The 22,117-nt window shown below is 57.5% G+C and carries 21 protein-coding genes; 9 read left to right on the top strand and 12 right to left on the bottom strand.

The features are described 5' to 3' along the window. Positions 1-218 precede the first annotated feature (218 nt). Together ACESQ2_RS13635 and ACESQ2_RS13630 are read right to left on the bottom strand one after the other, a co-directional pair. Positions 219-569, bottom strand: a complete 351-nt coding sequence (locus ACESQ2_RS13635; protein WP_014226548.1) for a nitrous oxide-stimulated promoter family protein — start codon at positions 567-569, stop codon at positions 219-221. Between the two features lie 76 nt (positions 570-645). Then, on the bottom strand, positions 646-930 hold the full coding sequence (locus ACESQ2_RS13630; RefSeq protein WP_004853555.1) for a SelT/SelW/SelH family protein: 285 nt from the start codon (positions 928-930) through the stop codon (positions 646-648). 363 nt (positions 931-1,293) lie between these two features. On the opposite strand from ACESQ2_RS13630, the gene ACESQ2_RS13625 reads away from it, so the two are divergent. From ACESQ2_RS13625 to ACESQ2_RS13605, 5 genes are all read left to right on the top strand, one after another. After that, a complete protein-coding gene (locus ACESQ2_RS13625; protein ID WP_046877417.1) occupies positions 1,294-3,663 on the top strand; it encodes a TonB-dependent receptor domain-containing protein in 2,370 nt (789 codons plus the stop codon). A 71-nt stretch (positions 3,664-3,734) separates the two neighbouring features. Beyond that, positions 3,735-4,775: a hemin-degrading factor gene (locus ACESQ2_RS13620; protein ID WP_373170685.1), complete on the top strand. Its 1,041-nt coding sequence runs from the start codon at positions 3,735-3,737 to the stop codon at positions 4,773-4,775. After that, a complete protein-coding gene (locus tag ACESQ2_RS13615; RefSeq protein WP_373170683.1) occupies positions 4,772-5,590 on the top strand; it encodes a hemin ABC transporter substrate-binding protein in 819 nt (272 codons plus the stop codon). The genes ACESQ2_RS13620 and ACESQ2_RS13615 overlap by 4 nt, the downstream gene beginning before the upstream one ends. Next, positions 5,590-6,585, top strand: a complete 996-nt coding sequence (locus tag ACESQ2_RS13610; RefSeq protein ID WP_046877415.1) for an iron ABC transporter permease — start codon at positions 5,590-5,592, stop codon at positions 6,583-6,585. Before ACESQ2_RS13615 ends, ACESQ2_RS13610 begins: the two co-directional genes overlap by 1 nt. Next, a complete protein-coding gene (locus ACESQ2_RS13605; RefSeq protein WP_080528357.1) occupies positions 6,578-7,357 on the top strand; it encodes a heme ABC transporter ATP-binding protein in 780 nt (259 codons plus the stop codon). Before ACESQ2_RS13610 ends, ACESQ2_RS13605 begins: the two co-directional genes overlap by 8 nt. Before the next feature lie 108 nt (positions 7,358-7,465). On the opposite strand, the gene fucO is transcribed toward ACESQ2_RS13605, so the two are convergent. Next, positions 7,466-8,617 carry a lactaldehyde reductase gene (fucO, locus tag ACESQ2_RS13600; RefSeq protein WP_004853562.1) on the bottom strand — a complete coding sequence of 384 codons (1,152 nt, stop codon included), beginning with the start codon at positions 8,615-8,617 and terminating at the stop codon, positions 7,466-7,468. Between the two features lie 369 nt (positions 8,618-8,986). Here fucO and ACESQ2_RS13595 point away from each other — a divergent pair, with 369 nt between their 5' ends. Then, positions 8,987-9,223 (top strand): hypothetical protein, encoded by a 237-nt coding sequence (locus tag ACESQ2_RS13595; RefSeq protein ID WP_145976072.1) that lies wholly within the window; start codon positions 8,987-8,989, stop codon positions 9,221-9,223. A 291-nt stretch (positions 9,224-9,514) separates the two neighbouring features. On the opposite strand, the gene ACESQ2_RS13590 is transcribed toward ACESQ2_RS13595, so the two are convergent. Then, a complete protein-coding gene (locus ACESQ2_RS13590) occupies positions 9,515-9,826 on the bottom strand; it encodes a FaeA/PapI family transcriptional regulator (RefSeq protein ID WP_025106451.1) in 312 nt (103 codons plus the stop codon). 171 nt (positions 9,827-9,997) lie between these two features. Here ACESQ2_RS13590 and ACESQ2_RS13585 point away from each other — a divergent pair, with 171 nt between their 5' ends. Genes ACESQ2_RS13585 through ACESQ2_RS13575 form a run of 3 tightly spaced genes read left to right on the top strand, consistent with a single transcriptional unit; the run spans position 9,998 to position 12,451 of the window. Next, on the top strand, positions 9,998-10,738 hold the full coding sequence (locus ACESQ2_RS13585) for a transcriptional regulator (RefSeq protein WP_373170681.1): 741 nt from the start codon (positions 9,998-10,000) through the stop codon (positions 10,736-10,738). Next, positions 10,731-11,216, top strand: coding sequence for a hypothetical protein (locus ACESQ2_RS13580; RefSeq protein WP_046877411.1), 486 nt, complete (start codon positions 10,731-10,733; stop codon positions 11,214-11,216). Before ACESQ2_RS13585 ends, ACESQ2_RS13580 begins: the two co-directional genes overlap by 8 nt. Before the next feature lie 38 nt (positions 11,217-11,254). After that, on the top strand, positions 11,255-12,451 hold the full coding sequence (locus ACESQ2_RS13575) for an HD domain-containing protein (protein WP_224260166.1): 1,197 nt from the start codon (positions 11,255-11,257) through the stop codon (positions 12,449-12,451). A 25-nt stretch (positions 12,452-12,476) separates the two neighbouring features. Here the strand turns inward: ACESQ2_RS13575 and ACESQ2_RS13570 are convergent, their stop codons facing one another. The 8 genes from ACESQ2_RS13570 to ACESQ2_RS13535 are packed head-to-tail and all read right to left on the bottom strand — an operon-like array spanning position 12,477 to position 22,114. Beyond that, the gene (locus ACESQ2_RS13570) at positions 12,477-13,208 is read right to left on the bottom strand and encodes an SDR family NAD(P)-dependent oxidoreductase (RefSeq protein WP_046877409.1); all 732 of its coding nucleotides are present in this window, start codon (positions 13,206-13,208) and stop codon (positions 12,477-12,479) included. Position 13,209: 1 nt separating this feature from the next. Further along, positions 13,210-13,461, bottom strand: a complete 252-nt coding sequence (locus tag ACESQ2_RS13565) for an acyl carrier protein (protein ID WP_004853570.1) — start codon at positions 13,459-13,461, stop codon at positions 13,210-13,212. A 16-nt stretch (positions 13,462-13,477) separates the two neighbouring features. Beyond that, entirely contained in the window at positions 13,478-14,272 is a 795-nt protein-coding gene (locus ACESQ2_RS13560; RefSeq protein WP_046877408.1) for a MaoC/PaaZ C-terminal domain-containing protein, read from the bottom strand. Next, a complete protein-coding gene (locus ACESQ2_RS13555; RefSeq protein ID WP_014226566.1) occupies positions 14,269-15,522 on the bottom strand; it encodes a beta-ketoacyl synthase in 1,254 nt (417 codons plus the stop codon). Before ACESQ2_RS13555 ends, ACESQ2_RS13560 begins: the two co-directional genes overlap by 4 nt. Next, complete coding sequence (locus ACESQ2_RS13550; RefSeq protein ID WP_014226567.1) at positions 15,509-16,906, bottom strand: TolC family protein; 1,398 nt, start codon at positions 16,904-16,906, stop codon at positions 15,509-15,511. The genes ACESQ2_RS13555 and ACESQ2_RS13550 overlap by 14 nt, the downstream gene beginning before the upstream one ends. Continuing rightward, complete coding sequence (locus tag ACESQ2_RS13545; RefSeq protein ID WP_046877407.1) at positions 16,903-18,846, bottom strand: ABC transporter permease; 1,944 nt, start codon at positions 18,844-18,846, stop codon at positions 16,903-16,905. Before ACESQ2_RS13545 ends, ACESQ2_RS13550 begins: the two co-directional genes overlap by 4 nt. After that, the gene (locus ACESQ2_RS13540) at positions 18,846-20,006 is read right to left on the bottom strand and encodes an efflux RND transporter periplasmic adaptor subunit (protein ID WP_046877406.1); all 1,161 of its coding nucleotides are present in this window, start codon (positions 20,004-20,006) and stop codon (positions 18,846-18,848) included. The genes ACESQ2_RS13545 and ACESQ2_RS13540 overlap by 1 nt, the downstream gene beginning before the upstream one ends. Then, positions 20,003-22,114, bottom strand: coding sequence for a peptidase domain-containing ABC transporter (locus ACESQ2_RS13535; protein ID WP_046877405.1), 2,112 nt, complete (start codon positions 22,112-22,114; stop codon positions 20,003-20,005). Before ACESQ2_RS13535 ends, ACESQ2_RS13540 begins: the two co-directional genes overlap by 4 nt. Positions 22,115-22,117 lie beyond the last annotated feature (3 nt).

The following is a 22,117-nucleotide window of genomic DNA, read 5'->3' as shown; positions in this document are numbered from 1 at the left end:
GCCCCGGGTCGCGGCTGACGCCTTACCCGGGCTACAGACCGCACGAATTGTAGCCCGGCTAAGCGCAGCGCGAGCCGGGGAGTTTATTGCTGGACGTCGGTTCGCGATAGTCAAACCACAGCCCGTTCCGGCGAAGCCCCGGGTCGCGGCTGACGCCTTACCCGGGCTACAGACCGCACGAATTGTAGCCCGGCTAAGCGCCGCGCGAGCCGGGGAGTTTATTGCGGCTTTTTGGGCCGATACTTTTCCGGTAACTCCGGCACCGGGCGTTTGTCATCGATCAGGTGGCGAATCGTCAGGATCGGGTGCCGCCAGAGCATCCGCGGCCCCGCCCAGCGCATAATCTGCTTCATCTCTTCGCGTTTCGCGGGCTGATAGCAGTGCACCGGGCACTGCTTGCAGGCGGGCTTTTCTTCACCAAATACGCACTTATCCAGCCGCTTGTCGGCATAGCCGTTGAGCGCCTGATAGTGTTCGGCGTCGTCGCGAGCATCCGGGCAGCGGCGCTGGTAGAGCGCAATCATGCTGCTAATGGTCTTTTTTTCCCGCGCAATACGTTTGCCCGCCATCGCCTGTTCCCTCCGATAAAGATGCATTCATAATACACATTCAGAGAGGACGATGCAGCCCCATACTCCCTGAGGATTATGCCGGTTTATCCACGTGCCCCAGCGGTTTTTCCGGGAAGCACACATCGCGCACCCGGCGCTTGAGCTCCGCCGCGTCGGGGAAACCGCCATCCTGCTTGCGCTCCCAGATTTGCACATCATCAACGGCCACCACGAAGATCCCGCCGGTTCCCGGAACCAGCGTGACCGAAGCGATATCGGTGCTAAAGCTGTGCAACAGTTCCTGTGCCATCCAGCTGGCGCGCAGCATCCAGTTGCACTGCGAACAGTAGGTGATGGTAATCGCGGCTTTATGGCTCATCGGCTTCTCGCTGTCGGTAAAAGGGCAAATTGTAAACAACTTGCAGATTAATTGAAGAATACATGATTATTTTGTTGCAAACGATAATACCTATCATTACCATTCGCAATCAACAAGCATGGAGAAAAAACGTCCAGTAACGGAATAACGGGACACACCTGCACTCTGGAAGTAACGCGTGAGCCAATACTCAAAACCTATCCCAGTAGGCGTCATTGGCGCAGACAGTTTGAACACGGCCAGCGCGGAAGAACCGGAGCGTACACGTAGTACGTGAGGATTCTGAGCACTGCCCAGGTTCAAAATGGCAAGCAAAATAGCCCTAATGAGATAGGTTCTAATAATTATTAAGGCGTGGCTACTATGTATAACTCCACTCAATCAACAGCATGGTTCAAGAAAAGCCTGCTGGTGACTTCTTTGCTTACAGCAATTTATCAGACTTCCGCCGGGGCGGCTGATACCACCGCGAAAACCACCAGCAGCGCATCGACTGATGACAGCTCGGAACGGATGACCGTTACCGCGCCGGCGCCGTTGCTGAAAGCGGGCAGCGAACATTCGATCGGCGCTCAGGAGCTGCAGGATAAAGGGGCCAACGACTTTGGCTCGATCATGCGCTACGAGCCGCTCATTAGCGCCACCGGCGCCAGCGGCGGTTCCGGCAACGGCAAAAGCGGCTTCGACCGCGGCGGCTATACCGGCTACAACATACGCGGCATGGAGAGCAACCGCGTCGGGATCGACGTCGACGGCATCGCCCAGCCGAACGCCACCGGGCGCAGCTACGCCAGCCGCGCGGGCCTTAATACCTTCGGTATGGGACGCGACTATATTGACCCCTATATGTACGGCAGCATCGATATTCAGTCCGGGGCGACATCAACGGAAACCGCCAACAGCGCCATCGGCGGCAACGTCTCTTTCCGCCCGAAATCCGCGGATGACTATCTGCATCCGGGCAAAACCAGCGCCTTCGGCTACCGCAGCGGCTACGACTCGTCCGATCGCAGCTGGCACAACGGCGTCACCGTTGCCGGCGGCGACGAGACCCTGCGCGGGATCTTCGTCTACAGCCGTCGCGACGGTCAGGAGACGGAAAATAACAGCGGGACCGTTGATTCCTATCCGGCAAACTGGCACTCGGACGCCTTTATGGCCTCCGGGATCTGGCAGCCGAATGACGAACATAAGTTCACCAGCACCTTCGATTATTACCATAAAACGAACCACACGCATTACGACGCCTGGGACTCCAGCGGCAACAGCGTTATCGGTACGTCAAACCAGACCAGCCAGACCCGCCGCTGGGGCCTGAGCCTGAAAGACGACTGGACGCCGATGAACGACTATATCGACAGCGTATCGACCAAAGTCTACTACCAGCATACCGAGGCCCATGACTGGACCTATATGCCGGACAGCGTCACCCGCGCGATGCAAACGGTGAGCTCCGACTACGATACCGACACCTGGGGGATTCAGAGCGCGCTGGCAAAATCGATAGGCCGCCACGATCTGAGCGCCGGTTTTAACGCCAGCACGACGAAAACCCAGCGGCCGTTAACCCAGTCGCCAACCCCGAGCGCCTATAGCCAGATTATGCAGCCGGACGCCGACAGCCGCGGCTATATCGTCGCCGGCTTCCTGCAGGACAAAATTAACTTCGACCTCGACGGCCATAACTTTGCGGTTATCCCGGGCATTCGCGTGATGCATCAGTCGACCAAACCGGAAAACGTCTCCGATCTGGCCAACAACAGCAGCGTGCTGACCGGTTCCGACGTGTCAAATCTGTACGGTAAGAACGCTGATACCCAGGCGCTGCCGTCGCTGGTCTTGCAGTACGATATCACCCCGCGCCTGATGACTTATCTGCAGTATCAGCGCGGCGCGCAGTTCCCGAACGCCAGCCAGCTATACGGTTCGTGGAACCTCGGCTCCAGCTACGCCGGACGCGCCCAGTATGCGCTGATCGGCAACACCGATCTGAAAACCGAAACCAGCGATAACGTTGAGTGGGGGATGAAGGGCGAAGTGGCGGAAGGCATCACCATGCGCACCGCGCTGTTCTACAACACCTATAAGAACTTTATCGCCTATACCCGCTACACCCGCGCCAATAATCCGACGCAGTTCACTAACGTACCGTCGAACATCTACACCATTTACCAGGCGGAAAACCGCGATAAAGCGTACATCTACGGCGGCGAAATCAGCGCTAAATTCAACTTTGGCACCTGGTTTGAAGAGGTTAACGGCCTGAGCGCCACCCTCGCTTACGGCTATAGTGAAGGGCAATCGAAATCCAGCTACAGCGGCGATAAGTACGTCGACCTCGATAGCGTCGCGCCAATGAAGGCCATCGTCGGCGTGGCGTGGGACGATCCGGCAAAAGTGTACGGCACCGCGCTGACTGCCACCTTTGTTAAGGGCAAGCGCGCCACCGCCACCAACCGCGAAAGCTATACCAACTCCGGCTCCGCGATTACCGATTCGACCAGCGAATATATGCGCGTTCCGGGCTACGGCATGCTGGACTGGACCGCGTACTGGCAGGTCGCGAAGAATGTGCGCGTGAACGGCGGCGTATACAACATTACCGATCGTAAATACTGGGATTATCTGAGCAGCCGCAATATCGAAACGGCGACGAACCAGGACGCCAACGACAGAGCGCTGGCGGTGATGCCTGGCCGCACCTGGCAGCTGGGCGTGAACGTCGATTTCTGACCGGCCAATAATAAGAAACCTGCTCCCCGGCCGCGCGCCGGGGAAACTCATCGTAGAGAAGGATGTGAATTATGCAAAACACCCAACCGCAACATACCCCGCTGTGGCAGCGCTATCTGACCACGAAAGCGCAATCCTCCGCGAAATACGCCCGCGATATCGCCGCCGAAATGGGGATTAGCGAAGCCGAGCTGACCGAAGCCCGCCTGGGCTACGATGCCGTACGTCTGCAGGACGACGCCCGCACCATTCTGACGGCGCTGGAAACCGTGGGGGAAACCAAATGCATCTGCCGCAACGAATACGCGGTGCATGAGCAGGTCGGCGAATTTACCCATCAGCATCTGAGCGGCCACGCCGGGCTGGTGCTTAATCCGCGCGCCCTCGATCTGCGCCTGTTTCTCAGCCAGTGGGCCAGCGCTTTTCGCCTGAACGACAACGGCCGCCAGAGCATCCAGTTCTTCGATCCGCACGGCGACGCGTTGCTCAAGGTTTACACCACCGGCAATACCGACATGGCGGCCTGGGATGCGCTGATTGCCGGGCATACGCAGCAATCGCCTGCCCCGCTGGCGATTCGCCCGGCCGAACCGCTGAAATATGCCGACTCCGCCGACGCGGCGGCGCTGGAAAATGAATGGCGGGCCATGACCGACGTTCACCAGTTCTTCGGCCTGCTGAGAAAATATAGCCTGTCGCGCCAGCAGGCTTTCCGTCTGGTCAGCGACGACCTCGCCTGCCGCATTGACACCCAGACGCTGCCGGGCCTGCTGGATACCATCCGCCAGGATGGCAACGAGATCATGATTTTTGTCGGCAACCGCGGCTGCGTGCAGATCTTCACCGGCGCGCTGGAGAAGGTCGCCCCGATGCGCGGCTGGCTGAATATCTTCAACGCCGCGTTTACCCTGCATCTGCGCGAGGAGAGCGTGGATGAGATCTGGGTGACCCGCAAACCGACCTCTGACGGCCACGTCACCAGCGTCGAGCTGTTCGCCAAAGACGGCACGCAGATCGCACAGCTGTTCGGTCAACGCAGCGAAGGCCACCCGGAGCAGGCGCAGTGGCGTGCGCAGGTCGATCGTTTGACCACCGAAGGGCTACTCGCATGAAGCGCTGGCTGATATTACTTGCGGCGTTTCCGCTGTTGGCCAGCGCCGCCGCCGAGCGGATTGTGTCACTCGGCGGCGACGTCACGGAGGTGGTTTACGCCCTCAACGCCCAGCGGCAGCTGGTGGCGAAAGACAGCACCAGCACCTGGCCTGCTGCCGCGCAAAGCCTGGCGGATGTGGGCTATATCCGCCAGCTGAACGCCGAGGGGATCCTCTCCCTGCGGCCGACGCTGGTGCTGGCCAGCGCCCAGGCGCAGCCCTCGCTGGTGCTGAAAAAGGTTGAAGAGAATAAGGTTAAGGTGATCAACGTCCCGGGCGGCTACGACCTGCCGGCAATCGAGGCAAAAATTGGCGTGATTGCCGACGCCCTTGGTAAGCAGAGCGAAGGTAACGCCCTGCGCCAGAAGGTTCATCAGCAGATCGCGCAAATTCCGTCGCAGCCCGTGAACAAGCGGGTGCTGTTTATTCTCAGCCACGGCGGCATGAATACCATGGTGGCCGGGAAACAAACCGCGGCGGATGGCGCAATCAGGGCGGCCGGGCTGCAAAATGCCATGCAGAGCTTCGACCATTATCGCAGCATGTCGCAGGAGGGCGTTATCGCCAGTACGCCGGACCTGGTGGTGATCTCCGCCGATGGGCTGAAAGGCATGGGCGGCGAAGCCGGGCTCTGGAAGCTGCCGGGGCTGGCGCAGACGCCTGCGGGACGCCATAAACAGGTACTGGTGATAGATGATATGGCCCTGCTCGGCTTTGGTCCGCGCACCCCGCAGGCGGTGCTCGCGCTGCGGCAAAAAGCGGAGCAGCTGCCCTGATGCGCTCCCACCCTGCCCGTCATCTGTGGTTAATGACGCTGCTGCTGATTGTCCTGACGCTGTTAGCCACCACCCTGGGCGCCATGCGTCTGCCGTTGGCCAGCCTGCTGCCCTCCGGCGATGAGATCCTGAGAAACATCTGGCTGACCATTCGTTTGCCGCGAGTGCTGCTGGCGCTGCTGGTCGGCGCCGCGCTGGCGCTCTCCGGCTGCGTGATGCAGGGGCTGTTTCGCAACCCCCTCGCCGATCCGGGGCTGTTAGGGATCAGCGGCGGCGCGGCGCTGGCGGTCGCCTGCTGGCTGGTGCTGCCTCTGTCGGTGCCGCTGCTCGTGGCGCTGTACGCCCCGATGCTGGCGGCGTTTGTCGGCAGCATGGCGGTGATGGTGGTGATTTTTATCCTCAGCCGGGCGGGAGACGCCTCGCTTTCGCGCCTGCTGCTGGTCGGCATCGCCATTAACGCCCTGTGCGGCGCGCTGGTCGGGGTACTGGCGTGGATCAGCAACGATACCCAGCTGCGCCAGCTTTCGCTTTGGGGGATGGGCAGCCTCGGGCAGGCAGAATGGTCGACGCTGCTGGTGGCGGCCACGCTGATGATCCCGGCTTCCCTCGTGGTGTGGGCGATGGCTTCACGGCTTAACCTGCTGCAGCTGGGCGATGAAGAAGCGCACTACCTCGGCGTCAACGTTCGCGCCCTGCAGCGGCTACTGCTGCTGTGCAGCGCATTGCTGGTGGCGTCGGCGGTGGCTATCAGCGGCATTATCGGCTTTATCGGTCTGGTCGTGCCGCATTTGATGCGGATGTGGCTGGGGCCGGACCATCGCGGCCTGGTCCCCGGTTCGCTGCTGTGCGGCGCGATGTTACTGCTGCTGGCCGACACGCTGGCGCGTACCGTTGCCGCCCCCGCCGAGATGCCGGTCGGGCTGTTGACCAGCGTACTCGGCGCGCCGTGGTTTCTGTGGCTGATTTTTCGTCGGGAGAAAGGGACCCATGGATAACCGCTATAGCGCGCGTTCGCTGTCGCTGCGTCTGGGTAACCGGCAGATTATTCATGATGTTTCGCTCCAGCTCTGCGGCGGTGGAATGACGGCATTGATTGGCCCCAACGGCGCCGGTAAATCAACCCTGCTGCGCCTGTTGACCGGTTATTTAACGCCCGACGGTGGCGTACGGGTGGTGGAGGGCCGTCCGCTGGAGAGCTGGTCGGCAGAAACGCTTTCCCGCCGCCGGGCGGTGATGCTGCAGCGTACCCAGCTTCACGCCGACTGGCCGGTTGAGACGGTTATCGCCATGGGCCGTTCGCCGTGGGGCGGCGTAGCAAATGAGGCGATGATCCGCCGGGTGATGGAAGAAACCGGCTGCGATCATCTGGCCGGGAGACGCTACCCTTCCCTCTCCGGCGGCGAACAGCAGCGGGTGCAGCTGGCCCGCTGTCTGACGCAGCTGTGGCGCGATGGCGCCCCCGAGGGCTGGCTGTTTCTCGATGAGCCCACTTCGGCGCTGGATCTCTATTACCAGCAGCACCTGCTGCGCCTGCTCAAACGCCTGGCCCGCAGCAGCCGGCTGCACGTCTGCATAGTGCTGCACGACCTGAACCTCGCGGCGCTGTGGGCCGACCGGATTCTGCTGCTGCATCAGGGGAAGCTGGTAGCCGAGGGCACGCCGCAGGAGGTGATCCAGCAGCCGATTATCAGCCGCTGGTACGGCGCGGAGGTCAGCATGGGGGAACATCCCGATGCGGCCGTTCCGCAGGTCTATCTGGCACCGTGAACTGATGAAATGATTATGCCGGGCGGCGGCTAACGCCCCGCCCTGTGAAAACGTTCCTTTCTGAACAGCGAAGCCGATATGTCTACCGGCTTCACTGCGATTGCCAAATTAGAAGATCTGCCGATACAGCGCTTTAATCTCTTCCAGACTGGTGTCACGCGGGTTGCCGCCGGTGCACACGTCCGCCAGAGCCGCCGCCGCAAGGGCATCAATATCCTCTTCTTTCATACCGACATCGCGCAGGCGCGCCGGGATATTGACGTCGCGATTCAGCTGCGCCACCGCCTCAATGGCTGCCTGACGCGCTTCGGCAATCGGCAGAGTTGACGCCTGCTTGTTGCCCAGGGCCACCGCGATGTCGCGATATTTTTCGCCAGTATATTCGGCGTTGTAGGCCATGATATGCGGCAGCAGCACCGCGTTAGCCACGCCGTGCGGCGTACCGTAGAACGCGCCCAGCGGGTGGGCCATACCGTGGACCAGCCCCAGACCAACGTTTGAGAAGCCCATTCCGGCAATATACTGCCCCAGTGCCATCCCTTCCGCGCCCTGTGCCTCGCCCTGAACGGAAGCACGCAGCGAGCGGCCAATCACCTCGATAGCCTTCAGATGCAGCATGTCGGTGAGTTCCCATGCGCCTTTAGTGATGTAGCCTTCAATCGCATGGGTTAGCGCGTCGACGCCGGTCGCCGCCTTCAGGCTGGCCGGCATGCTGCTCATCATGTCGGCATCGATGATCGCCACTACCGGGATATCGTGCGGGTCGTAACAAACAAATTTGCGCCGATTCTGTACGTCGGTAATCACGTAGTTGATGGTGACTTCGGCTGCCGTACCGGCGGTGGTTGGGATCGCAATCATCGGCACGGCGGCGTTTTTCGTCTCCGCTCCGCCTTCGAGACTGCGGACGTCGGCGAACTCCGGGTTATTAATGATGATGCCTATCGCCTTACAGGTATCCTGCGGTGAGCCGCCGCCGATAGCGATCAGGTAGTCGGCGCCCGACTGTTTAAACGTCTCTACGCCCTGCTGCACAACCTCAATCGTGGGATTCGGAACCACTTCATCAAAAATGCTGTAAGGCAGCCCGGCTTCGTCGAGAATAGCAAAAACTTTTGTTGCGACGTTAAAACGAATCAGATCCTTATCCGTGACCACCAGCGCTTTTTTGAAGCCGCGTTTTTTAACTTCATCAACGATACAGCGAATCGAACCTGGGCCAAAATAAGAGGTTTCGTTTAAAATCATTCTGTAAGCCATTTGTGCTCCCTCAATTCGAGTGTTTGATAACCATAATATTTAGCCCTACAGTAACGTGACTGGCGCAGCCATTTTATTAATTCATATCAAATAACACCCTAATTGCCCGGCACGCTGTTGCAGTTAATTAACCCATCGCACATTAGTCATGAGATCTGTCCAGCATACTGGACATCAGCGAGCATCAACTTTAATGGTGCCAGGGGCACCAACAGTAATATATACCCGTCATACTTCAAGTTGCTTATGTGTTGGCTACGCTCATTCCCCCCAGTCACATAGTTATCTATGCTCCTGGGGACTCACTCCCTTGCCGCCTTTAAGCAACTCGAATTATTTAGGGTATAGACCTGAGAAAGATATTATCTCATGATGGATATTATTGAACTGGATCACATTATTTTATCTTTTACTGCCGATACGCATTCGTATAGCCAAAAAGATATCTCTGCAGAAGCACAACAGAAACAGGAGGGACTCATGGCGCTTAAGCCGGCGTGCGTTAAAAACTGCCTTCGATTATTCTCTATATCTCTTTCTTATCTATCTCCTTATCTCACCGCCCGCCAACATCAAGTACATCAGATGGTCATATCGTCAACTTAACACTTTAGAAACAAAAGCATCATTTCCTCAACAAAGCGGCCATCCCAGGCCGTTGGCTATCGATTAAACATCTATAATAAGAATTATCTGTCATTATTCATAATTGCTTATCAGCCTGTCGATAGCAAAACATCTTTTTCTTAAGGGTCGCGAGCTCTCATTATTAAGAATATTCTCTATCATTTGCGAGATATTAATTGTTAATAATCTAAAAACATAAAAAAAACAATCAAGATCTCTATCTTTATTGCAAACAACATTACCTCTTGTTAATATGGCCCTTGACATATATTATTTATTATAAAAATACCATTTATGATGCTTATTAACTTTTATTCTAATCACCTGACCATACTTCTCCAACGGCAGCAGTAAATGTCTGACTTTATAAATTGACATTTCGCACCTGTCCGCTAATTCACGAGTAAGTAACCCTTCAGGTTCATGTTCTTTCAATACATAAAGAATATACTCCTGCTCTGGTACAATTACCCCGGAGAATTTGTTGATGCCCATTGAACTCATCAATACTCGTAAACTTTCAACTGCAGCTACAGAATTTTGATGTGAATGCGGGGTACAGGGTGAAAATGAAATCTTCATGAGTCAGCTCCTTCTGTCATTAAGTACTCGGCAGTATGAATTGCCCCTACGAAAACGGCAACATTAGCTTTAAATTTCAACTTAAACAGTACATTTATCTGAAATTCACTTTTTTTTATGATAAAAACCCTGATATAAAGAGTGAATTTTTAATTCCGTGCGGAGATAAAAATGCGGTTCGATATAGAGGGATTTATTACATTTGATACTGAGGAAGCATCGCTGGTCAATCTGTTGACCGGTGATTGTATTGAACTCTCTGCTACTTCCACTCGCCTCCTGACCAATCTGTTACAATACCGTGGGGACATTATTTCTCGCGTTGACATTTTTCAGTCGGTGTTTGAAAAATATGGCGCCAGACCTTCTAATAGCAACCTGAATCAATACATCTCAACGCTGCGTCGCAGCCTTGCGGATCTGGGCGTTGAGAAAAATGTGATTATTACGGTACCGCGAATTGGCTTTAAAATTTCTGAGGAAGTCATTATCACCAGCGACAATGATTACTCCTCCTCTTTCACTCTCCCGACGCTGGCCCCTGAACCTCCCAGGCGTAATCTGCTGTGGCAACACCGCAAAGTCGCCATTTTATTTATCCCGTTGGTGATAGCTTTGATGCTGCTTTTACAGTTTTTTACCCATCAAAAACAGTCCTCTACAGCGATTTTTACTCAGGATAAATGTATTTTTTATGGCGCAGGAGCGCTACGCGTGGGGGAAATACTCAGAAATAAAAAGCTGTTCCCCTCGGGGCTCGATTGTTCTACACCCAAGAAAATTTATCTTTTCAACCGACAATTAAATCAGGAACAGGACTTAGGTATTTATATGGATATATTCATACTCAAATGCGATATAAAGTACCAGCAGTGCCACAGTTACTACTATAAGGAAATAAAAAATGCGTAAATACGCTTTTATCGCGCTGGCCTGTACGCTAACGCTGGCATTAGCTTCCATCCTGTACATTTGTTTCAACAGCCATGACGCTTTCTCCTGTAAATCACAATACGATCTTACAGAGGAAATAAATGAGAATGTTCTCCGCTCCCAGGGCTTGCTGTCCGCTGAGTTTTCCAACCATCGTCTTATAATCAACCTTGAGGGATTGCTCACCAGCGCGGGAGATAAATACATTGTCTCGCGCACCCTCTCCATTACATTAAAAAAAAGCACCGCTGCGGGTCATCTTTTTTATATTGCTGATTCGCAAACCACTCGCCACAACGATGATAATACGCCTGATAACATCGCGCAAAAAATCCTCTTTGGCAACCAAACTAATGATAGAATCATCTATATCAATCGCGTTAATGATGATACTATTTTATTCGGTAACCAAACGTTCCCACAATATGGTTGCCAGCGTCAAAAAAACAATCATTGATTGAGATTTATCTCATTAATTTTAATTATAAAGATATCATGACGATACATTTACTACCTACGTTAGCCAGCATCGCTAATATCATTGATATGATTAACCCACGGCTAAATCTGCACCATGTCAGAACGGCGTTTATCGCATCGCATCTGGCAAATTTAGTCAATTTTTCTGCGGCCCAGCGGCGTAAAACTATTCTCGCCGCGCTTATTCATGATGTCGGCGGATTAAATGAAAAGTCGCGCCTTGAGCCGCTCAACTACATCGATAATGAACATAATAATCACGCGCTCATCGGCAGCGAGTTGCTTAGCCGAATTCCGCTGTTTCGCCCGCTCAACAGAATCGTTCGCTATCATCACACCCGCTGGCGCAACGGTCTGGGGCATTATATTGAAGGTGAGCGGGTGCCCGAAGAGAGCCATCTGCTCTTCTTCGCTGACCGGCTGGATGTACTTTATTGCGAGCACCGTACCGACCATAGCGCCTTTTTAAGCAACAAGCTGGTCGACATCGTTGCTGCCGGAGCTAATATTCTTTATAAACAGGAGTATATTCAGGCCTTCAGAACGCTCTCCGCCGATGGTCATTTCTGGTCTGTCATGGCGTCCACCGATTATCGCGATTACATTAACGCGATCTCCGGCGTCCATAACGACACCCTCTCTTTACACAACCTCCGCGATATTGCCGAGCTGGTCTCTTTTATTATCGATCAATTCAGTCGGCAGACGCCCTGGCACTCCGCCGCCGTCGGGCACATTGCCGGTTATCTGGCGACAAAAATAGAAATGAGCGCGACGCAAGCGCTGAAAGTAGAAATTGGCGGGCTACTGCATAATATTTCCTGTCTGGATCATCGCCCGCCGTCAAAACGCGTTGGTACGTCAGACAACGCCCGGCACACGCTTTATCCTATTGAAGGTATTGATGATATTTCTGAGTGGATGGCCATGCAAAATGGCCCCGCGCCGCTTCAATTACACGAGGAAATCCTTAAGCCAGAAGCCGTGCTTATCGCGGTGAGCCGACGGGTGGTCCATGCGCTAAATGGACCGAAAGCGGAAGAGAAGTCGCTGGCGCAGTTAATAAAAAATAACCCGGGAGAGGAAATTCCCCCGTTTATGTTATCCCTGATTGCCCAATATTCCCCACAGATTATCCAGGTCTATCGTGCAACCGCTGGCGAAATACAGGCGTTAATGAATCGCATTGCGCAACTCACGCATTCCGTTTAGAGGCTAACCCGGCCTAATCACAGACTCAGGCGCTCAATCCGCCGTCCAGAACCAGGGTTTGCCCGGTCATATACTGGCTCCCCTCACCGATTAAAAACGCCACCGCCTGCAGCACATCATCCGTTTCGCCCAATCGGCGTAGCGGTATCGACTGGCGCATCTCTTTCAATTTTTGCGCGGGTATCTCCTCCAGCATCTCCGTACGGATCAGGCCCGGCGCCAGGCAGTTGACCCGAATGCCGAAGCGCCCGACCTCCAGCGCCAGCGAGCGCGCAATACCGCTCATCGCCGCTTTACTCGCGGCGTACGCCGTCTGCCCCACGTTGCCCTTTAACGCGCTGACCGACGACATCATCACAATGGAGCCCCGCCGCTGCGTGAGCATCGCCGGCAGCAGCACCCGGTTCCAGTTCATCATCGAGATCACATTGGTGTCCAACACTTCGCGCCAGAGCGCGGCGTCCTGATGAATATGCAGGCCATCGCGAGCTATCCCGGCATTGTGAATAATCGCTTCCGGCGCCCCCCGCTCGGCCAGTAGCGCCTGCGCAAGCTGTTCAACCCGCGACGCGTCGTTGCCGTCGCAGACGTATCCCTGCACCCGGTGGGCGGAGTTTTCGCTCGCCGCCTGGGTGGCGTTAATCGCAGCCTCATCGCGGCCGGTAAAGACCACGTTCCGGCTTTGCGCCAGGCCGGTGACCAGCGCCCGACCGATACCGCGGCTGCCGCCGGTCACCAATATCCATTGTTGCTCCATATCAGTTACCTGACTCTTTGCTGATGTGCTGACACAGTTCGCCCAGGGTGATCCCCGGATTGTGAATAAACCAGTCCGCCTCCAGGGTGATATTGAATTCACGTTTTGCCAGCACCATGAGCTCGACGTAGTCCAGGCTATCCAGTTTCAGTCGAACCAGCGGCGTATTCTCATCAATCTCATCCGGTTCCAGGTCTTTCGCATCGCAAATCATTTCACATACTTTTTGCAGAACTTCATCATAGGCAGTCATAAATTATCCTTAATTATCAATTAGGCACGGGGCCAACTTTTAGCGTGACCACGTTGGTTATTATCAGGTTATCCAGCTGCGCCGCCGCGGCGATGCGCACCAGCGCCCCCTGTTCGACCTGGCCCACCACCAGCGAGGGCAGCAGCCAGAGCGACAGAGATTCTGGCCAAATCGGCGTCGCTTTGCCCGCGAGACGAGCATCAAACACCACCTCCTGGTGGGTTTGCAGCACCGGATAGCGGGTAAATATTTGCTGCAACGAGGTTTCCCCCGGCCCGAGCAGGGAGGCGATACTCTCCTGGCGCAGCAGCGCGGGATCGCCAATCAGCTGGCGGAACAGCAAGGCGTCAAGAAACTGCCACTGCGCCAGGTCGGGCCAGGCGGCGTTGAAGCACGACTGCAGCTCGCGTAGCGTCTTTGGCGCAATCGTGCAGGGCTGTTTACCCACCAGCGATTCCGGCCCGGCCGCCGTGCTCATCTGGCAGGAGAGGCAGAGTTCGCCATTGTGCGGATTGCTGACCGAAGTGGCGGACAAAAGGCGATTTTTGGCTACCCCGGGCGTTAACAGCCAGTCGGTATCGCACCATATTGGCCTGCGCAGGCGAACCTGGCATTTTACGTAACGCTCAGGGCGGTACAGCCGGGAGTGGGCATCGCGCTTCACGTCGAGCAGCGCGCGCATTCCGTGGACGCTCAGCTGTCCCGCGCCCATCTGGCGCGCTGCCGCGAGGTCGAAGTGAATCGGGTTTTCGTCGCCGGAAAACGCCGCCCACTGCTGCGCGTCGGCAAGGGTGTAGTGCAGCAGCGTCACGCGTGTTTCTCCAGCACCAGCGCGGCGTTCGCGCCGCCGAAACCAAAGCTCAGATTCAGCGCCCGATGTATCTCCCCCTGACGGTGCCCTTCGGCGATATAGTCAAGATCGCACTGCGGGTCAGGCTGGGTTAAATGGGCCGTCGCGGGCAGGATCCCCGCCGCCATCGCCTGCAGGCAAACAATGGTCTCGAAGCTCCCTGCGGCGGCAATCAGATGCCCGGAGTAGGCTTTGGTGCTGGAAATCGGGATGCGGTACGCCTCGTCGCCCAGCGCCTTTTTCAGCGACTGCGTTTCGTTGAGATCGTTGAGCGGCGTGGAGGTGCCGTGGGCGTTGATGTAATCGAGGTCGGCAGGCTGGAGATCTGCGCCGCGCAGCGCCCAACGGATGGTCTGCTCGCGGGCTACGCAGTCCTCCGCCGGGGAGGTAAAATCCACCGCGTCGGAGAAATTAGCATAGCCGGTGACCTCCGCCAGGATCGTCGCCCCGCGCGCGAGGGCGCTCTCGCGCTCCTCCAGGCACAGCACCGCCCCGCCTTCCGAAAGCACGAACCCGCTGCGCTGCAGGCTGAACGGACAGCTGGCCCGCTCCGGCGACTCCGTTTCCCGGCTCAGCGCGCCGAGCACATCGATATTCCAGATCGCGCAAACGCTGTTTAGCGATTCCCCGGCGCCGGCGAGCAGCATGCTGGCGCGGCCAAAGCGAATCGCATCATAGGCCTCGCCGACAGCAATAGTGCCGGTGGCGCAGGCCGCGACCGGGGTATTTTGATAGCCGCGCAAATTCCACAGCTGGCTACAGGCGGCGGTGCTCACGTTGGGCATGGAAAAAAAGCAGCTAAAGGGCGAGGAGACGCCGGTTTTCTCAAACTCGGGTACCGCCAGATAGCTTTCATCCAGCCCTGCCCAGCCGGAGCCGATGATGGCGCCGCACATTAGCGGGTCATAAAACGCCGTGGGAGCTTCACCCGCAAAGGCCATCGCCACCGCTTCCCGCGCGGCGGCCAGCGCCAGGCGCGCGTGACGCGGCAGACGCCGACGAATCGCGGCGGGAACCCCCTTAAGGCTGGGTTCATTCGCCACCTGACCGATAAAATGCGTGTGAATACCGTTCGCGGAGAGATCCACATAGCGGTAGCCGCGTCGATAATCCATGATGGCCTGCCAGCTTTCGGCGGCGCTATCGCCGAGGGGAGTCACCGCGCCATAGCCGGTTATCACCACGCGATAAGGGGAGTTACTGTGACTCATTCTGGGAAGTCCTCTGTTGCGGGTTAATGCCTCCCTGCGCCAGCCAAAGCTGCAAAGTGGCATAAAGATAGTCGTACTGGTTCTGCGCCAGGCTGTTCTGCACATCAAGCAGCGCGTCCTGGGCGTTCAGCAGAGTCTGATAATCCACCGCCCCTGAGCGATAGCGGCTCCCGGTGAGCGCCAGACGCTGCTCGCCCAGCTGCAGCGTTTGCAGCAGACGATCGCGCTGCTCGTCGGCGTTAAGCCGCTTCTCCATCGCGTTGTCCACCTCCGACAGCGCGGTATAGGCGGTGCGGCGAAAGTTCACCGCCTCCTGCTGTACCTTCACGCTGGCCTGCTCCACGGTGAGCTGTACCGTGTTCCACTGGATAAAGGGCGCGGAAACGCTGCTGCCCACGGTGCGCAGCGGGTCGTTAAACCACTGGTGAAAGAGCTGGCTTCCGGCGCTCAGCGTTCCCTGCAGCGAGAGCGTGGGATAGAAGCTCAGCCGCGCGGCGTCTGAGCCCGCCAGCGCCGCCCGCAGGCGGGATTCCGCCGCCTGCAGGTCCGGCCGGCTGGCGAGCGCGGCCAGCGGCGTGGCGTTGGCAATAGCGATATGCTGACGCACATCCAGCGCGGAGGACTCATCGGTGTGCTGGGCCGGCGGTCTGTTGAGCAGCAGCGCCAGCGCGTTACGGGAAATCGCCCGCTGCTGCTTCAGGCTCAGCAGCTGATTCTGCCGGCTGATGACCGTCTGCCGCGCCTGCAGCACATCGAGCAGGCCCACTTTCCCCGCTCGCTGCCAGGACTCAATCTGCGCCAGCGTCTGCCTGGCGATATCCAGACTCGCCGCCTGATACGTCATTTGCTGGTTCAGCAGAGCGATGTTCCAGTACAGCTGCGCGGTGGTGTCAATCGTCGACAGGATCGTCGCCCGGTAGTCCTGCTCGCTGGCTATCGCCTCCCATTCGCTCTGCTCCCGGATCCGCGCCAGCTTGCCCCACAGATCCAGCTCATAGCTCAGGGACAGTGAGGCGCTGTAGCTCTCCTGCGAACCGCCGCTGTTGAGCGGTTTTGAGTTACTGCCGGAGCCGTTGAGGCTCGCGTCGGGGCTGATATTGGTCCGGGTGAGCCCAGCGGAAATACGCGCCTGCTTAAGGGTTAAGGCGGCAGCGGCGAGATCGTTATTGCTTTCCAGCACCTGCCCCACCACCCGCGACAGACGTTCGTCGCCGAAACGGTCCCACCAGCGCTGCGTTTTCTCCTGCGAGCGCGCGATGCTGTCTCCCTCCGTCCGCTGCCAGTTCTCCGGCACCGACAGCAGCGGGCGCTGATAATCGCTGCGGGTTAAATTCCCGCAGCCCGTCAGCAATACAATTAACGGTAATAAAGTCAGCGGTCTCATTCGCGGGCCAGCGCCTCCGTCGGGTTCAGTCGCGCCGCGCGGCGCGCTGGAAAATAGCCAAACGTCAGGCCAATCAGGGCGGAAAAACCGCAGGCCATCGCTACCGGCAGCCAGGTGAAGACCATGGAAAACTCCTGCGTCAGCAGGGCAAACAGGTTACCGGCGGCCCAGGAGCCCAATACCCCCGTCAGCCCGCCGAGCGCGCAGATCATCACCGCCTCAATTAAAAATTGATGCATGATGTCGCTAGGGCGAGCGCCGACCGAAAGCCGGATGCCAATCTCATGGGTGCGTTCGGTAACGGAAACCAGCATGATATTCATGACGCCAACGCCGCCAACCAGAAGCGAGATGGCGGCAATCGCGGTGATCAGCAGCGACATAGAGTCAGAGGTTTTTTGCAGCGCGTTGGCGAGCTGTTCGTCGGTCTGGACAAAGAAATCTTTTTTGCCGTGCTCGCGGATAAGATGCCTTTCCGCCCGCCGCGCCGCGTCCTGCGGCGACAGCGTTTCCTGAAAGCGCAGCGTGAGCGCCTCCAGCGGTTTGTCCCCGGAAATCCGCTGCAACAAAGAGGTATAGGGGATCCAGGCCGACATAAACCCGCTGACCACCTTCGGTCCCGGCTTGCTGGCGATGCCGATCACCCGCCACGGCGCGCCGGCGATTTGCACAATTTTACCCAGCGGATCTTCATTACCGGGAAACAGCGTCTCTTTGCTGGTTTCATCCAGCACCAGCACCGGTTCACGATCGTCGACATCGCGGTGGGTAAAACCGTTGCCGTGAAGAAAACGAATGCCCTGCAGCGAGAAATAGTCGGCGGAAACCCCGGAAAGAATAATCGAGGAATCAAACCCCTGGCGCACCGCGGTCGTCATGCTGGAGACGATCGGCGACACCCCAAGCACCCACGACTGTTTGCCGAGGCTGGCGATATCATCCAGCGACAGCGCCCGCTCCATATCCGGACGCTTGCTGCCCCAGCCGGTGCCGGGGCGGATTTCGAGCGTGGTATTACCCAGCTTGCCAATCTCGTTCATGATGCTCTGCCGGGCGCCTTCTCCCACCGCCATGGAGGAAACCACGGACGAAATGCCGATGATAATCCCCAGCATCGACAAAAAGGCGCGCATACGATGCCCCAGCAGCGACCGCCATGCCATCCGTACCGACTCTCCGATGCTGCGCGACAGCGAGGCCCGACCGTTATCCTGTACCGCGGGCAGCCGCGGAATGCCGCGATTATCACGCGCGCCGTGGGTACTGTCGGCGACCACCTGCCCATCGCTGATCTCGACGATCCTCTGGGCCTGCTGCGCTACCTCGCGATCGTGGGTCACGATAATCACCGTATGCCCGTCAGCGTTCAGCTGGTGCAGAACATCCATCAGCGCCCGGCCGCTGACGCTATCCAGCGCCCCGGTGGGTTCATCGGCGAGAATAATCTGCGCGCCGTTGATCAGCGCCCGACAAACGCTGACCCGCTGCTGCTGGCCGCCGGAAAGCTGCGCGGGTTTATGCGCCAGGCGCGCGTCAATGCCCAGCTTTTCCGCCAGCAGCGCAATGCGCGCCTGGCGCTCAGCGGCGGGCATCGCGGTATAGAGCGCAGGGATGGCAATATTCTCTTCCGCCGTCAAATAAGGCATCAGGTGATAGCGCTGAAAAATAAATCCCAGCCAGCGGCTGCGCAGCTCCGCCAGCGCCGCGCTGTCGGCCTGATGGGCGGCGATGCCGTTGATATACACTTCACCGCTGCTGGGTTTATCCAGACAACCGATAATATTCATCAGCGTCGATTTACCCGAGCCGGAAGCGCCCATAATCGCCACTATCTCGCCGGGCATAATGGTCAGAGAGATGGATTTCAGCACCGGAATCAGTTGCGTCCCGGCAACAAAATGACGCGTGACGTTGTTCAGCAAAATTAACGGCTCAGCCATCAGACGGACCCCGCATCCTGCGGGATCACCACCCGCTCACCGGGCTGTAATCCTTCAAGAACCTGCGCATACTGGCGGTCGTTAATCCCGATGCGGATGGTGCGCTCCTCGCTGCCGTTCTCCTTTTGCACCACGACCAGGTAGCGCTCATCGCCGAGCGAACGCCCCAGCGCGGCAACCGGCACGCGCAGCGCATCTTTCACCTGCGCGATGCGGATAAACACCTGGGCGGTCATCGAGGTTTTCAGCAATCGCTGGCGATTATCCACCTCGAAGGTGCCGTTATAGTAAATGGCGCTGCTCTGCTGGTTACCGGCAGACGCGCCGGCGTTTTGTTCCTCCAGCGCCTCCTGCGGCGCGGGCTGGACATAGCCAAGCTCCCCTTCATAACGGGTTTGCGGGTCGGCAATGACGTAAAACCATAGCGGCTGTCCCGGATGGATTTTCTGGATATCGGCTTCGGAAATGCGGGTTTGGACCTGGACTTTATCGAGATCGGCGAGCACCAGAATCGTAGGCGCAATTTGCGAGGAGACGATGGTTTGCCCTTCACGGGTCACGATGCCCAGCACTTCGCCATCCATAGGCGCGAGAATGCGGGTATAGCCGAGGTTGGCGTTGGCGGTCTGCACGCTCATTTCCGCCTGCACAATCTGCGCCTCATTCACCGCTATCTGCTGAACCTGCGCGGCATACTGCGCCTGCGCCTGTTCGAGGTCGCTGCTCACGCCGGAGCCGTCGCGGCTCATGGCCTGCTCGCGCGCCAGCGCTTTACGGTACTGCACCAGCGTGGCCTCAGAGGCCTGCTTTTGCGCTCTGGCGCTGGCCAGCTGCGCGGTAGCGTTGCGTAAGTCGGAAAGCTGCAGCGTCGGGTCGATTTCGGCTAACAGCTGCCCTTTGCGCACCCGCTCGCCCTGGCGCACGTACAGCTTACGCAGCTGGCCGCTGACCTGCGCGCCGACGCTCACCTGGACGGCAGGTTTGATAATCCCGCTCGCCAGCACGACCTTTTCGATATTCCCGCGATCGAGCGTAACGGTATCAATCGACTCGGCCTGTGCCGGAAATGAGCGCTGATAGTAGACGGCGGCAACAATGGCCAGCATAGCGACCAGCGCAAACAACCACGTTTTACGGCGGCGTAAAAATACTCTTCTCATTGCTCCACCTCTCCCTGTGTGATATCGCGCAGCTTGCCTTCCTTCAGGCGATAAACCCGCGTGAAGTGATGCAGGATCTGCTCGCTGTGGGTCACGACGATCAGCGTCTTGCCCTGTTCGCGGCAGTACTGGCAAAGCGCGAGGATCGCCGTTTCCGCGGTTTCATCATCAAGATTGGCGGTCGGTTCGTCGAACAGCAGTATGGGCCGGGTGCTGTAGAGCGCCCGCGCCAGCATCAGCCGCTGACGCTGGCCTAAAGAGAGCGCCGAGTGGCTCTCGCGGATCAGCGCCTCCATTCCTCCCGGCAGCGCCTGAACCACCGGCCCCAGCGCCATTTTTTCGACCAGCGCCTCCACTCGCCCGCGATCGCTGTCGCTGTACCACGGGTCAAACAGGGTGATGTTTTGCAGCACCGAGGCGTTGAACAGGATGTCTTCCTGACTCTGTAGCCATACCTGCGACGCCAGCTGCTGCGCGCTCACCTCGTCGTTGTTCAGCAAAATTCGCCCATGCTGCGCGGAAAAAAGCCCTGCCATCAGCCGCAGCAGGGTGCTTTTTCCGGCGCCGGAATCACCCACGATCGCCAGCCGATCGCCGGGCTCCAGGATGAGATCAACGGCATTGAGTACCGGACGCTGCGGGTTGTAATGAAAGCTCACCTGCTCGAACGTCAGCCGCGGAACCGCTTCACCGCTGAGCGGAGCAAACTGGGGCGCAGCTGGCTCATGGCGGGTGAACAGGCCCTGCGCGCGGGTATCGATCACGTGCAGCTGTGATTTACGGATCACGGCATAAAATATCCGCGTGACGTAGGAGGTAAAAATCTGTCGTAAAAAGCTGTAGGCAAAAAAGTCGCCCAGCGAGATAAGCTTTGCGTGCACCAGCGGCAGCACCACCAGCATGAAAACCACCATCTCAAGGCTGCCGGTCAGCTGGTACAGTCCCTCTTTGACCTGCTGATAGACTTTCTGCCGCTGGAGGCAGGTGAAAAGGTCATGAGACAGACGGGCAAACTGCGCTTTACGCTGCGTTTCCAGCCCGGCGGTCTTGATGGTTAACACGCCCTGAAGCGTTTCCATAAAAAAGTCATTCAGCGTCGCGCTTTTCAGCTGCAGCTGCTGCGTATACCAGCGGTCGCGGAAAATGGCCCAGACGCTAATCAGCCCCATCGCCACAATACCCACGGCGGAAATCAGCGCCAGCACCGGGGAGATCCAGAACATAATGCCGATCGCGATAACGCAGATGATCCAGTCCGAGCGGAGCCCGTTATCCAGTTCGATTTTTTGCAGCATCCCGCCCTGCCAGGCGATAAAACGGCTGAAAACGTCCCCCGGCGCGCGTTTTTCAAAAAAACGCAGCGGATTATTCAGCAGGCGGGAAAAACCGATATCGCTCTTAAGCAGGACAAAGCGGCGAATAAATCGCTCGCTAATCACCCTGACGCCCAGCGCCAGCAGCGTGGATACAACAAAGGCGAGGATGAACCATAAATAAGGAAACTGCGTATTCTGAACGTCAGAGAAGGCCTGGTTGATCGCCCGGCTGACCATCGTCGGCATTAAAAACAGGGTGAGCGACACCAGGAAGGTCAAGAGCATCAGCTTATAAATGCCCGGTACCGCCGCGGTCTCCTTCAGGCTCATCGCCCGCGGCATCTCCTGCTGCGCGCCGGCAATAACCGGGTCCGGGCCGGCAATCGCGCCGGGCGACTCTTCAAGGATCAGCGCATAGCCGCTAATCTCTTTTTTTAATGCCGAGAAAGGCAGCCACTGCTGGCCAATCGCCGGATTCATGACGCAGACGTAATCCCCTTTTCGCCAGGCCAGCAGAACATAGTGGCTGGCGCCGTAGTGCAAAATGGACGGGAACGGCAGCGCATGAAGCTCAGCGTGATCGAACAATACCGGCGCGGTGGCAATGCCGAGCTGCTGCAGAATAACGGATAAATCGCTCAACGATGTCCCATGATCGGATGCCGGGAAAATTTCCCGCAAAGCCGGCAGCGAGCACGGAATATTCTGGGTTTGCGCCAGCATCGCAATACAGGAGAGGCCGCATTCATTGGTCTCTTCCTGGAAAACCATATCAGGAATAATCTTTTTCATGAT

This window comes from Klebsiella sp. Q11 (assembly GCF_964241505.1).
Lineage (GTDB): Bacteria > Pseudomonadota > Gammaproteobacteria > Enterobacterales > Enterobacteriaceae > Klebsiella > Klebsiella michiganensis.
This window is presented reverse-complemented; position numbering and strand designations above follow the sequence as displayed.

Bases quoted from the DNA above. Each gene is read 5' to 3' on its own strand.
- ACESQ2_RS13635 (WP_014226548.1), bottom strand. From the start codon at position 569: ATGGCGGGCAAACGTATTGCGCGGGAAAAAAAGACCATTAGCAGCATG.
- ACESQ2_RS13630 (WP_004853555.1), bottom strand. From the start codon at position 930: ATGAGCCATAAAGCCGCGATTACCATCACCTACTGTTCGCAGTGCAAC.
- ACESQ2_RS13625 (WP_046877417.1), top strand. From the start codon at position 1,294: ATGTATAACTCCACTCAATCAACAGCATGGTTCAAGAAAAGCCTGCTG.
- ACESQ2_RS13620 (WP_373170685.1), top strand. From the start codon at position 3,735: ATGCAAAACACCCAACCGCAACATACCCCGCTGTGGCAGCGCTATCTG.
- ACESQ2_RS13615 (WP_373170683.1), top strand. From the start codon at position 4,772: ATGAAGCGCTGGCTGATATTACTTGCGGCGTTTCCGCTGTTGGCCAGC.
- ACESQ2_RS13610 (WP_046877415.1), top strand. From the start codon at position 5,590: ATGCGCTCCCACCCTGCCCGTCATCTGTGGTTAATGACGCTGCTGCTG.
- ACESQ2_RS13605 (WP_080528357.1), top strand. From the start codon at position 6,578: ATGGATAACCGCTATAGCGCGCGTTCGCTGTCGCTGCGTCTGGGTAAC.
- fucO (WP_004853562.1), bottom strand. From the start codon at position 8,617: ATGGCTTACAGAATGATTTTAAACGAAACCTCTTATTTTGGCCCAGGT.
- ACESQ2_RS13595 (WP_145976072.1), top strand. From the start codon at position 8,987: ATGATGGATATTATTGAACTGGATCACATTATTTTATCTTTTACTGCC.
- ACESQ2_RS13590 (WP_025106451.1), bottom strand. From the start codon at position 9,826: ATGAAGATTTCATTTTCACCCTGTACCCCGCATTCACATCAAAATTCT.
- ACESQ2_RS13585 (WP_373170681.1), top strand. From the start codon at position 9,998: ATGCGGTTCGATATAGAGGGATTTATTACATTTGATACTGAGGAAGCA.
- ACESQ2_RS13580 (WP_046877411.1), top strand. From the start codon at position 10,731: ATGCGTAAATACGCTTTTATCGCGCTGGCCTGTACGCTAACGCTGGCA.
- ACESQ2_RS13575 (WP_224260166.1), top strand. From the start codon at position 11,255: ATGACGATACATTTACTACCTACGTTAGCCAGCATCGCTAATATCATT.
- ACESQ2_RS13570 (WP_046877409.1), bottom strand. From the start codon at position 13,208: ATGGAGCAACAATGGATATTGGTGACCGGCGGCAGCCGCGGTATCGGT.
- ACESQ2_RS13565 (WP_004853570.1), bottom strand. From the start codon at position 13,461: ATGACTGCCTATGATGAAGTTCTGCAAAAAGTATGTGAAATGATTTGC.
- ACESQ2_RS13555 (WP_014226566.1), bottom strand. From the start codon at position 15,522: ATGAGTCACAGTAACTCCCCTTATCGCGTGGTGATAACCGGCTATGGC.
- ACESQ2_RS13550 (WP_014226567.1), bottom strand. From the start codon at position 16,906: ATGAGACCGCTGACTTTATTACCGTTAATTGTATTGCTGACGGGCTGC.
- ACESQ2_RS13545 (WP_046877407.1), bottom strand. From the start codon at position 18,846: ATGGCTGAGCCGTTAATTTTGCTGAACAACGTCACGCGTCATTTTGTT.
- ACESQ2_RS13540 (WP_046877406.1), bottom strand. From the start codon at position 20,006: ATGAGAAGAGTATTTTTACGCCGCCGTAAAACGTGGTTGTTTGCGCTG.
- ACESQ2_RS13535 (WP_046877405.1), bottom strand. From the start codon at position 22,114: ATGAAAAAGATTATTCCTGATATGGTTTTCCAGGAAGAGACCAATGAA.